Source organism: Bartonella sp. MR30HLJHH (assembly GCF_042194195.1).
Taxonomy (GTDB): domain Bacteria; phylum Pseudomonadota; class Alphaproteobacteria; order Rhizobiales; family Rhizobiaceae; genus Bartonella; species Bartonella grahamii.
Map to the genome: position 1 here is coordinate 43,242 of NZ_JBHIMO010000012.1, position 11,963 is coordinate 55,204.

Annotated in this window: 8 protein-coding genes and 1 pseudogene; 5 read left to right on the forward strand and 4 right to left on the reverse strand. The window is 35.6% G+C overall.

Annotated elements, in window-relative coordinates; translation table 11 throughout:
- The first annotated feature begins 2 nt into the window (after positions 1-2).
- From coaD to ACFIKR_RS07150, 5 genes and pseudogenes are all read left to right on the forward strand, one after another.
- Positions 3-522: pseudogene (gene coaD / locus ACFIKR_RS07130) on the forward strand (pantetheine-phosphate adenylyltransferase).
- The gene (locus ACFIKR_RS07135; RefSeq protein ID WP_375659371.1) at positions 512-1,105 is read left to right on the forward strand and encodes a peptidylprolyl isomerase; all 594 of its coding nucleotides are present in this window, start codon (positions 512-514) and stop codon (positions 1,103-1,105) included. The pseudogene coaD and the gene ACFIKR_RS07135 overlap by 11 nt, the downstream one beginning before the upstream one ends.
- A gap of 18 nt (positions 1,106-1,123) precedes the next feature.
- Positions 1,124-1,636 (forward strand): peptidylprolyl isomerase, encoded by a 513-nt coding sequence (locus ACFIKR_RS07140; RefSeq protein ID WP_015856522.1) that lies wholly within the window; start codon positions 1,124-1,126, stop codon positions 1,634-1,636.
- 1,446 nt (positions 1,637-3,082) lie between these two features.
- The gene (gene tgt / locus ACFIKR_RS07145) at positions 3,083-4,201 is read left to right on the forward strand and encodes a tRNA guanosine(34) transglycosylase Tgt (RefSeq protein ID WP_375635878.1); all 1,119 of its coding nucleotides are present in this window, start codon (positions 3,083-3,085) and stop codon (positions 4,199-4,201) included.
- A 1,292-nt stretch (positions 4,202-5,493) separates the two neighbouring features.
- Positions 5,494-6,693: an MFS transporter gene (locus ACFIKR_RS07150; protein WP_375659372.1), complete on the forward strand. Its 1,200-nt coding sequence runs from the start codon at positions 5,494-5,496 to the stop codon at positions 6,691-6,693.
- A 43-nt stretch (positions 6,694-6,736) separates the two neighbouring features.
- Here ACFIKR_RS07150 and ACFIKR_RS07155 read toward each other — a convergent pair whose 3' ends face one another.
- The 4 genes from ACFIKR_RS07155 to ACFIKR_RS07170 form a co-directional block, all read right to left on the reverse strand.
- Entirely contained in the window at positions 6,737-8,164 is a 1,428-nt protein-coding gene (locus tag ACFIKR_RS07155) for an MFS transporter (RefSeq protein WP_375659373.1), read from the reverse strand.
- Positions 8,165-8,285: 121 nt separating this feature from the next.
- On the reverse strand, positions 8,286-9,500 hold the full coding sequence (locus tag ACFIKR_RS07160; protein WP_375659374.1) for an NADP-dependent isocitrate dehydrogenase: 1,215 nt from the start codon (positions 9,498-9,500) through the stop codon (positions 8,286-8,288).
- A 907-nt stretch (positions 9,501-10,407) separates the two neighbouring features.
- Complete coding sequence (locus tag ACFIKR_RS07165; RefSeq protein ID WP_375659375.1) at positions 10,408-11,445, reverse strand: tyrosine-type recombinase/integrase; 1,038 nt, start codon at positions 11,443-11,445, stop codon at positions 10,408-10,410.
- A 6-nt stretch (positions 11,446-11,451) separates the two neighbouring features.
- The gene (locus ACFIKR_RS07170) at positions 11,452-11,670 is read right to left on the reverse strand and encodes a hypothetical protein (protein WP_273723922.1); all 219 of its coding nucleotides are present in this window, start codon (positions 11,668-11,670) and stop codon (positions 11,452-11,454) included.
- Positions 11,671-11,963: the final 293 nt, after the last annotated feature.

The following is an 11,963-nucleotide window of genomic DNA, read 5'->3' on the forward strand; positions in this document are numbered from 1 at the left end:
TCATGAAAATTGCTCTTTATGCAGGTTCTTTTGATCCTCTTACAAATGGTCATCTTGATGTTTTGAAAGGGTGTTTTGTGTTAGCCGATAAGGTGGTCGTCGCTATAGGGATACAGGCTGACAAAAAAACACTCTTTAGTTTTGAAGAGCGTGTTGATTTCATTATGCAGGTAGGGAAAGACTTGTTTGGTGCAGATTCTGATCGATTGCAGGTTCTTTCATTTAGCAACCTTCTAATTGAGAAGGCGCGTGAAGTTGGTGCTTCATTTCTCATTCGTGGATTGCGTGATGGTACTGATCTTGATTATGAAATGCAAATGGCAGGGATGAATGGCGTTATGGCTCCTGAATTGCAAACTGTTTTTTTGCCGGCAAGCGTTTCTGGGCGTGCAATAACTTCTACATTGGTACGCCAAATTGCCTCTATGGGAGGTGATGTAACACCATTTGTACCGCCCAATATTGCACAAGCTTTGAGCTCGAAATTCCAATCTTTTAGGGGAGAATAATTGTGTCTCGTAGAATTTTTTCTGTTTTGTTATGTGTATTTTGTTTTTTTTCATTGTCCGCTGTTGCCGGTAATTCTAGTCCAGCGAGTGATGCAAGCCTTCTTGTTTTATCTCTCAAAGATGGTGATGTCATTATTCGTCTGCGTCCTGATTTGGCGCCAAAACATGTTGCGCAAATTAAAAGATTAACAGAAGAGGGGGCCTATAATAATGTTGTGTTTCATCGCGTTATTCCTAATTTCATGGCACAAACTGGTGATGTAAAGTTTGGAAAAAAAGGCAGTAGAGATTTTGATCTGAAACGCGTTGGTATGGGTGGTTCAAATTATCCCAATATACCGGCAGAGTTTTCAAAGCAGCCGTTTAAGCGTGGTACTGTTGGGATGGCACGGTCACAAGATCCGGATTCCGCGAATTCTCAATTCTTCATTTGTTTTGATGATGCTACTTTTTTAAATGGTCAGTATACGGTTGTTGGAGAGGTTATAAAGGGGATGGCTGTTGTCGATAAAATAAAAAAAGGTACGACAAGCAATAATGGATCTGTAAAAAATCCTGATGTTATTAATGCGGCTACTTTACAAGTTGAGAAATGAATCAAAGGAGCTTTCCATATGGCTGAGAATAAAAATCCAGAGAATACTTTAATTCTTGAAACAACAAAGGGCAGAGTTGTTATTGAGCTTTTGGCTGATTTAGCGCCTTGTCATGTTGCACGTATTAAAGAACTGGTACGTGAAGGTGCTTATGATAATGTTATTTTCCATCGCGTTATTGATGGTTTTATGGCGCAAACTGGGGATGTGCAATTTGGAAAGAAGGATAGTGAAAAATTCAATTTATCCCGTGCGGGTATGGGGGGGGCAGAAAAACCAAATTTAACAGCAGAGTTTTCAAATCTTTCTCATAAGCGTGGTACAGTTTCTATGGCACGTAGTCAGAATCCAAATTCTGCTAATTCTCAGTTTTTTATTTGTTTTGCAGATGCTCCGTGGCTTGATCGTCAATATTCCATATGGGGACAGGTTGTTGAAGGTATGGAAAATGTTGATAAAATTAAACGTGGTGAACCTGTTGCAGATCCAGATTCAATTACCAAAGCCGTTATTGCTGCGGATGCAAAATAGTGTAAATTATACTGATTTCAATTGTAAGTTTCTAAGAAAAAAACACTCTTTTCTGATCAATAAAGGCACACGAAACTCTTTTGTAGTATCACGCTTACCTTTTATAATTTCGAGCTAAGAATTGTCCATATATTTCCTTCAATCGGATCTTCCTGAAGAAGATAACGCAAAGGATTTGTACAAACTATCTGTCAGAATAAGAAAAAGCAAAGTCTGTTGTGTTATGGTTGTTGTTTGGAAAAGTGTTTTATAAAAATTCGGCATTTCTCTTCAATTCATTGTCGGTCTATTAATGGTTTTATGATGTTACTTTCTTGAGAGAGCGTGTGCTTTTGTTGCTGCTTGTAAATCAACATCCAATCCTAATGTAGCAGCATGTTTGAAACACATATTAATACGGATAAGAGCCTTATGAGCTTCTCCAGTTTTCCTAGCAAGGTGGAAAACCAGCATTTATGTATATATCATTGGTGTAATCTTTAAAACAAGAAGACAGTTTAATCTTAGAAAAATGTAAAGGTGCGGAGGTAAAACAAATGGCTAATCTTGCCATCTTCTTTTTAATTCAGCTTTACTTTTTTAAAAAGTATCTAAAGCAATATCATTAAAATAATGAAGGTTATGCATAGCCTTACGCTTTTATTTTTCTCGTTTTTTAATAGAGGAACGTTCCAAACGGAATATACTTATGTTGCATATTTACGTGTTTTTTAAGAAGCATTTCTCAGTGCATATCAATATTCACTTCCACAATGACGTTTATGGCGTTTATAGTTTTAAAGCTATAATAGTATAAATCTATTATGCACTACCATCTTTAAAGCTTGTGAAGGAGCAAGAGCGGGTACCATCATACGCTTTTTCAGCCTCTAATGTTACGATAGAGTTTTTGGTATTTGAGAATCTTTACAAAAAGCATTTTTAGTTTTTTTAAGTGTTTTTATTACACGTTAATTTTTTTTGTGAATTATCTCAATATTGTGAGGGGATAAATGATTATGCTCATTTGCGTTTTTATTAAGCGTGAGGATCGCCGTGCCCAGTAGATGAAAAATTTTTATCTGTAAAAGTAAAGAATATTGTAAGCTGTACAATGCGTTCAGAATTTTCTTCTATGCGTACAAAGTTACTGCTTATGGAAGTATGTGAAGATGAGATTATTGTGATAATAATTTTGCAGTTCTATTAAGGATTTAGTGCGTTAAGCGTAGGTATTTTGAGGTATGATATTATAAAGATTTTACTATTTTTCTGGAGCTAGATTATCACTTTATTATGGTGATTTCTTAACAAGAAATGTTCTTTTATCTCGTTTAATTTTTTATGCTGGTTACAATATTGAGCGAATCAAAAATTAATTCATAAAGCTTATGACAATGCTCGTAAGGGGATATTTTTTTTCTTTCTATAGAGATATGCATTGATGGAATCAAAAAGACGAGAGTTATGATAAAGACATTTCATTATAGAAAAATTGCTCAAGATGGGTATGCACGTCGAGGCGAAATTATAACGGGGCGAGGATGTGTTCGTACACCCGCATTTATGCCTGTTGGAACGGCAGGAACCGTTAAGGCTATGTATATGGATCAGATACGTGATCTTGGTGCAGATATCATTTTAGGGAATACTTATCATTTAATGTTACGTCCAGGAGCTGAACGTGTTGCGCGTTTGGGAGGATTACATGAATTTTCACGCTGGAGCGGACCTATTTTAACCGATTCTGGTGGCTTTCAGGTTATGTCATTGGCGGGAATCCGTAAAATTACTGAACAAGGTGTGATTTTTCGTTCTTACATTAATGGAGCTTACTATGAAATGAGTCCAGAGCGTTCTATCGAAATTCAAGAACTTCTTGGTGCGGATATTCAGATGCAGTTAGATCAATGTATTGCATTACCTGCAACTGAAAAAGAAATGGAAGAAGCTATGGAACTTTCATTGCGGTGGGCGCAGCGTTGTAAAACAGCTTTTGGAGATCAGCCAGATAAAGCATTGTTTGGGATTGTTCAAGGTGGTGATAATATGAAACTGCGTGAACGTTCTGCTCAAGCATTAAAAGAAATGGATTTAAAAGGTTACGCTATTGGAGGGCTTGCTGTTGGTGAGCCGCAGAGTGTTATGACAGCAGTATTGGATACTACTTGTCCGATTTTACCAGAGGATAAACCACGCTATCTTATGGGAGTAGGAACACCTGATGATATTTTACAAAGTGTTGCTCGTGGTGTTGATATGTTTGATTGTGTTATGCCGACGCGTGCAGGACGTCATGGTTTAGCTTTTACCCGCTTTGGTAGAATTAATTTGCGTAATGCGCGTTATGCAGAAGATCCACATCCTCTTGATTCGCAGTCACTTTGTCCAGCAGCACATGATTATAGTTGTGCTTATTTGCATCATTTGATCAAATCTGGTGAATCTCTTGGGGGTATGTTGTTGACTTGGAATAATCTTTTTTATTATCAACAACTGATGCAGGGAATTCGTGATGCCATTGAAGAAGGCTGTTATGCTGATTTTTGCGCTGAAACTCGTGCCCTATGGGCACAAGGACGCTAAAACATTAATCGTAATATAACGCTTCATTTTTTTATTGAATTTATTCTTGTACTTACAAATTTAGCTAAAAATATGAAATTAGAAACACCTTCCAAAATTATAAATTCCACTATCCTAAGATATAGCAGTGCGGTTTTATAGGGCATATATTCTTTTTCTAATTACTATATAAAACAGAAACTGTTACTCCGGTACGCGCTACCTGATCCGGAGAAAAACAGTTTATTTCTGTTTCTGATGACTGTTTAAAGCAACAATGTTAATGAGGCGTTAGCGAACTCTTAAAGAAGTATGAAAATTGTATTTTTATGAGCTAATTTGTGTTTTTTATTACTAAAGGTAAAGAATGGGTTATATACAACCGTATAGATAAATTTTAGAAAATTAAAAGAAAACTAAGCTAAGATTATGACATTTTAAATATTACAATTGTATATTTTAAGTCTTAAATATTTTAATATAAGTATTACTTACAATAGATTTATATAATATTATTAATATATAAAATAAAAAATATATATTATGTCATAAAAATTTAAACATTAATCACGATAATTACCATATTTATAAAATATTGATAAATATATTAAAATAAAACTTATTATATTTGTTTTCTGCTCTGTTTATAGAATTTATCTGAAAATAAGCATATATATTTACGTGAATATTTTAATTTAAAGATAATGAGTTAGATATCTGATGCGATTCCTCTGTTAGAGGAGGGAGGGGTAAAGCTGCCTAAAAGAGGATATTTAATAAATCTAGAAACCAAGCACTATTATCATGAGAGTTTTTAAAGGATTCTATAATAATTTATAAGAATGGCGTAAAGTTGAAATTATAGCTTATCAATTTGGATGATCTGCATTTAGATAACAAAAATAATGCAACAATAATTTTGGGAGAAGTTTTATCTTTGTATCAAGATAATGATGAGATGTGGTTCACTTGTTTGAAGTGCATTATTCGACAAATTTTAGAATTATTTATAGGGTATAGGATATCGTTGCAAAATAAAGGTTTTACTGTAAAATTGGAACTGCTGAAAAGAGGAGACAAATTTTATTATCTGGCAGATTTGATAAAAATAGGTGAATACATCTATAATTTTGAGGTTCTCAAAGATTTTCCGTTAAAGAATCTTACTTAAAACTCCATAAAATGCTTTATATATCAAAATATTTCTAAAACTTTATTGGGGACTATTGGGCATGCGTATAACAATGTTTTGAATTTTTGTTTGTGTATATTACAGATATCTACAGTTAAAACTCTTATCCAGAAGTGATGATATGAGGGATTCTTATAAACAAAAGGTTCTTGCATTGGGAATTGATTCGAGAATACGGCGTTTAATAATTTTAGCTCTTGCCGTGGGAAGTTTTGCTATTGGTACTGCAGAGTTTGTTGCAATGGGGCTACTGCCAGAGATGGCACGAAGTTCATATGTTGATATTCCTACCGCTGGTCAATATATTTCTGCTTATGCATTAGGAGTTGTGATTGGAGCACCTCTTTTAGCTGTGGCAACAGCTCAGGTATCACGCAAAACTGTTTTGATAGGATTGATGCTTTTTTATGCTTTAGCAAATATTGCTAGTGCCTTTGTTTCTGATTTTAGCATATTAGTAGTATTACGCTTTCTCAGCGGACTTCCCCATGGAATCTATTTTGGGCTTGCGGCTATGGTTGCCTCTTCAATGGTAGAAATGAAAGAACGTTCTAAAGCTGTTGGATATGTTATGCTTGGCTTAACAATTGCAACCGTTTTGGGAGCACCCAGTGCTACTTGGATTGGTCAACTTATTGGTTGGCAGATTGCTTTTGTCCTTGTTGGTATGATTGCTTTATCATGTTGTTTGCTTATTTGGAATTTTTTGCCTTGTGATTTAAGTTTTCCAAAAACGAATCCTTTGCACGAAATGGGTGCATTAAAGCAAAAGCAGGTATGGCTTCTTTTGTTTATGGTTTCGGTGGGAGCGTCAGGATTATTTTCTGTTTTCACTTATATCAAGTCAACATTAATGCATATTTCTGGTGTTTCACTTGAGTGGGTACCATTTATCATGCCGCTAGTTGGATTGGGAATGGTGGTAGGAAATCTCTTGGGGCCTAAATTAGCTGTTAAAATTGGTATTTCGCCGATGATATTTTTTTCTATGCTTTGGAGCGTATTTGTTTTTTTTCTTTTTTTCTTTTTATCCTATGCTCCGTTAACAGCGGCAATAGGATGCTTTTTTGTTGGGACTTCTTTTGCTGCTATGCCTTCTATACAAACAAAAATTATGGATGTTGCACTACAGGGACAGATTTTGGCAGGAGCATTAATGCAGTCTGCTTTTAATATTGCCAACGCTCTTGGTGCAGAATCTGGAGCATTAGTTTTAAAATTGGGCTATAGTTATGAATATACAGCTATTTTAGGAAGTGTTCTGACTTTGTGTGGATTAATGATTTTTTGCGTCTCATGGTATATGGAGAAGCATACTTAACATTTCTTTTAACTATTAAGAGAAAAAATATTTTTTTATTTATTTAGTTATTTGATTGTCCTGTTGGGTTTTTTAATATGCGATAGGAAACGCGTAGAGCAAATGGAATACCAAGACAAAATAAAAGACCGATGAGTACGACAAGAAGAGTCTTGGCGGCTGAAATCATTCCTACTATTCCTCCAGGATTAAAGAGGCCAGCAAAATTGGTGATTGCTCCTGCAAGTGTTGCACTTAATGCGGCTGAAAATAGTTGTACAGAAGTAAGGGATTCGCTAGCACGTAGAGTATCTTCATTGTTTGCACATTGTAAGATCCGTGTTAACAAATGCGGCCACGCTATGCCTGCACTAATCCCGATAGAAAACAATGCTAAGCAAATGATAAAAATATGTTCAGATGTAGAATCTTTTATTGGAATGAGCCATAAAAGACTGCTTATACCAAAAAGGCTTAATATGGGGGAATATACAATGATGCTGCGAACTTTTTTTGCGGATATACCAGCACTTAATAGAGAACCGCATGTCCACCCCAAGCTCATGAGTGATGCTATATAACCAGCAATAAGTGGAGCTTGTCCATGAAGCTCTTGAAGAAAAAGTGGAAAATAAAGTTCTACGCTATACACTACTGTCGTCATAACGAGTATCAATGCATAAATAGAAAAAAACTCAGAAGAGAAGGAAAAGGATTTATGCGGTAACATGGGATGAAGTGTGGATGATTCGATCTTTGCTAGAACAAAGAAAAGGGTTAATCCAATAACTAATCCGAAAATTTGCGCAATTGTGGTATTTATAGCACCACCAGCAGAAATAATAAAAATTAATAAGATGAGTATGGAGAGTTGTAGGAGAGGAAAGGGAGATGTTGGAATCTCTCTTTCATTTTCGTTTGGTAAAACTTTAAGAGCTATGAGCAAGAAGATTATCGCTAATATGCCGATAACCCAAAAGGATGCTCTCCATACGCCATAATGTACAGAAATTCCACCGATAGCTGGTCCTAACAAGGTTGATATTCCCCACATTCCAGAGATGATACTCAATGCATGTGACCATACAGATGGACTAAAAACAAGACGCACCATAGAATAGGATAAGGATAGTAAAGAGCCGCTTCCAAATCCTTGAATAAAGCGTCCTATTAGAAATAATGGCATAGTCGAAGCTGTAGCACATATGAAGGTACCAAAAGTAAAAATGAAACCAGAGATCACATAAGCTTTGCGAGGACCTGTTTTCTCTAATATTTTTGTTGCAAGCGAAGTCCCAAGGAGCGACGCTGTAATAAAAACAGTTGCCACCCAAGAATAATATAGTCCATCGCCAATATCACTCATAAGAGAGGGTAAAATAGTAATAATTACATAAACGTTAGTAGCGTGCAATATAACACCGCCTATAAACGTTAAAAAGCGAATACCATTTTTACCTAATAAAAGTGCAGACCAGCTTTTTTTTTCCACTGTTTTTACTATTCAGTAAAGAGTTGACCTTTTTTATTTATAAGGCAGTTATCTGAATTTGCCAAGAAAAGATTCAAAGCCCTCCTTTCGCAGAGCTTTGGAATTTAAATGAAGTGATAACTTAATTGTTCACAGCTTTTTTAAGATTTTCATCAATTTTATCAAGAAAACCTGTTGTAGAAAGCCATTTTTGTTTAGGTCCAATCAAAAGCGCGAGATCTTTGGTCATAAAACCTTCTTCAACGGTCTTAATACAAACTTCTTCTAATGTTTTGGTGAAGTTTTTTAATTTTTCGTTGTTATCTAGTTTAGCACGGTGCGCCAGTCCACGTGTCCATGCGAAAATAGATGCAATAGAATTTGTTGATGTTTCTTCGCCTCTTTGATGCTGACGGTAATGGCGTGTTACTGTGCCGTGTGCTGCTTCTGCTTCAACAATTTTACCATCTGGTGTCATAAGAACAGAAGTCATGAGACCAAGAGAACCAAAGCCTTGAGCAACAATATCAGATTGAACATCACCATCATAGTTTTTACATGCCCATACATAGCCCCCTGACCATTTAAGTGCAGAAGCAACCATATCATCAATGAGGCGGTGTTCGTAATATAATTTACGGTTTTCAAATTCAGTTTTAAATTCCGTATTAAATATTTCTTGAAAGATATCTTTAAAACGACCATCGTAAGTTTTTAGAATGGTATTTTTTGTTGAAAGATAAACTGGAACATTCCGTTGTAGTCCATAATTAAAGGATGCGCGGGCAAAATCACGAATTGACTCGTCAAGGTTATACATAGCCATAGCAACCCCTGCGCTTGGGGCATCAAAAACATCATGTTCAATAACTTGATTGTCATCACCTACAAATTTAATACTTAATTTCCCTTTTCCTGGAAATTTAAAATCTGTTGCCTTATACTGATCACCAAAAGCGTGACGTCCGATAATAATTGGCTTTGTCCAGTTAGGAACAAGGCGAGGGACGTTTTTACAGATAATGGGTTCGCGAAAAATGACTCCTCCTAAAATATTGCGGATTGTGCCATTAGGTGATTTCCACATTTTTTTTAGGTTAAATTCTTTAACGCGTGCCTCATCAGGTGTGATGGTTGCACATTTTATACCAACCCCATATTTTTTGATAGCATTGGCAGAATCGATTGATACCTGATCATTGGTTGCATCACGACTTTCGACGGAAAGATCATAATATTTGAGATCAATGTCGAGATAGGGATGGATTAATTTATCTTTGATATATTTCCAGATGATACGGGTCATCTCATCCCCATCAAGTTCAACAACGGGGTTTTCTACTTTGATCTTTGCCATTAGAAGTCCTTTTTTTTAAGCGATACCACTTTATAGCACTTTCAAGTTTATAATGAAAAGTAAAAACAAGGGAAAAAAGCATTCAAATATGAGCTTTTAGAATATATTATCAATAGAGTGTAAATTTTGTTGGAGGGTTTAATTTTTGAATAGAAGTTTTTTGAAAAGAAGTGATGTGTTTGCAAATCTATAATTATTCTATGATTGATGAAGAATCTGTTTAATAGATAAGGTAGTTAGATCACTGGGTGCAGGGATTATGCATTTTTATTATCAGAGTTTCCATTTAATAAGTTGATCGTATTCTAAATTATAGTTTCTTGATTTGTTGTGTTAGGTGAATAAGAATCTATTTTTATATCGCATTTCAATTCTAAGATTACGGTCTGCTTGTTTATAGAAAAGTTTAATGTGATGCACAGGCACTGTAATTAGAAATGCTTCGTATAAAATGCGTTTTGGGGTAAATTTCAGTTTTGAAGGTTGGAAGAAACGTATAAATGATGTGGCTGGTTTTAATTTAAAAATTAACGGTATACGCAAGAATACGGCTTATAAACTTACCGTATCGTGAGCTAGAACCCTCTAATTTTTATATTTTATCGATTTTTATTGTTATTAACTGTGCGCAGTAAAACACTATCCTCGAAATGCAACAAAGAAATCAATTATCTAATGATTCTTGTATCTTTTTTACGAAGAGATCCCTTTAAAAATCTTATTCCCTCGTTTTTATTTATGCATTCCTCATTTTTAAAAATACGAATAAAATGAATGTATTACACATAGAAAAAAGGATTATGGTACGCCCAAGGGGCGGGTATAGAGTAAATAAAATCAAAAAATTATATAGAATATAAGGGAATTAATGAATTTTGATTCTATTACGTTTTTTTTGTCTCTATCCCTAACTTTTTTGGAGCTTTTTTATAGCTTCAAGAGCTAGTCTTTTACGATCTGCGCTCTTTGTATAAAGAGATGCCATTTGATCTTCTGTCCAGCCAAAAATTGCTTTGAGTTGTGATACTGTTGCACCAGAGTTAGCTGCGCGTGTTGCTGCTAATTTTCTTAATCCATGGGCTGATTTTTTAATTCCAGCCGCATTACAAGCGTCTCTAAATGCATTCCCAAAGCCTTCTTTGGTGAATTTTTGATTCATTTTACTACAGATGAATGTTTTTTCTCCAATAGGACCAATTTCAAGTGTTTTTGCTAGTTCCGGTAAAATAGGAAGAAAAACATCTGTTTGGAATTTACTTTTTTCTGTTTTGAGGTGAATGATATTATCTTTGACATCTTTCCAACCAATTCGTACTGCATCACCACGACGCAAGCCCGTATATAAAAGAACATCAATCCAGACACGTTCATGGGTACCATGATGCCATCTTTGATAATATTTTTCGACATCTTCTTCTGTCCAAACAGGAAATCCCTCTTTGTTTTTGAGGGGTGGTCTTTTTATTCCTAAAGCTGGATTATTTTCCAAAAGACCTTGATCAATTGCCCAATTAAAAAGTCCATTAAGGGCTTTCAGGAAGTTTCTAGCCATTGCTGGTGTTTCTTTACGCCGTTCAACACCGGCTATGATATGTTTCTTTTCAATTGCTTGGTATGGAATATTTCCTATGGTATCACATACCTTCATAAGGATGAGTTCTTTTTGTTTTTGGGTGACTTTAGAAAGGCTATGCCAATTGGAGCTGTTAAAGTATTGTTTAAGCAGCCATGCAAATGACCCTTCAACAAGTTTACCGGTTTTGGATTTAGGAAGTATAAGCCCTTGTAACTCGGCAAGTGCGCTTTTGTAGTTGTCAACAAACTCTTGCGTTCCATAGGTACCGCGTATTCTAATACGTGGTCCATGACCAATACGTACATACCATATAATTTTACCATGGCGTGTGACTTCTTTGACAAGATGAGGGGGGCGTGGTTTTGACATGGTATTTTACATCTTAGAGAGCGCTGTTTCGTAATATTCATTCTTTGACAAATCTAAAAGTTTGTCTGGATGCGCTGCTGAATTTGGTAGTGGAATATCGGATTTGAGATAGATAAGCAGTTCACCGGTAGGTTTGATTTCTACGAGTTCACAACCTTGTTTTTTAGCTTCTCTTAAAGCGCGTGCAATGGCTGGTTGCGTTATAGCAGCTGGACGAGGCGCCATATCTTTTCTCCTTACATTGAGATGCAATTCACGTGTGGCGTGAATCACGCTTGTGTTGAAAGTTGTTAGGAAAGGGTGGGGGTGCTAGGAGGTATTTGTGAAGAGAAGCACCCCCATATGTAAAAAATCTGTAAGTTTATTTTTTAGATGTGCTTAATTTCATATTTCCAATCAGGCAATTGAGTGAGAGCTAATGCGAGTTGTCCTCTGTGACATATGCATACATTGGCTTCAAAACAGGTGATTGCAACGCGCTTTTTGTTTAAAAAAATTTGATATAATTTGTTTATTGC

Coding starts and splice junctions, on each gene's coding strand:
- ACFIKR_RS07150 (WP_375659372.1), top strand. CDS start 5,494: ATGAGGGATTCTTATAAACAAAAGGTTCTTGCATTGGGAATTGATTCG.
- ACFIKR_RS07160 (WP_375659374.1), bottom strand. CDS start 9,500: ATGGCAAAGATCAAAGTAGAAAACCCCGTTGTTGAACTTGATGGGGAT.
- ACFIKR_RS07165 (WP_375659375.1), bottom strand. CDS start 11,445: ATGTCAAAACCACGCCCCCCTCATCTTGTCAAAGAAGTCACACGCCAT.
- tgt (WP_375635878.1), top strand. CDS start 3,083: ATGATAAAGACATTTCATTATAGAAAAATTGCTCAAGATGGGTATGCA.
- ACFIKR_RS07170 (WP_273723922.1), bottom strand. CDS start 11,670: ATGGCGCCTCGTCCAGCTGCTATAACGCAACCAGCCATTGCACGCGCT.
- ACFIKR_RS07140 (WP_015856522.1), top strand. CDS start 1,124: ATGGCTGAGAATAAAAATCCAGAGAATACTTTAATTCTTGAAACAACA.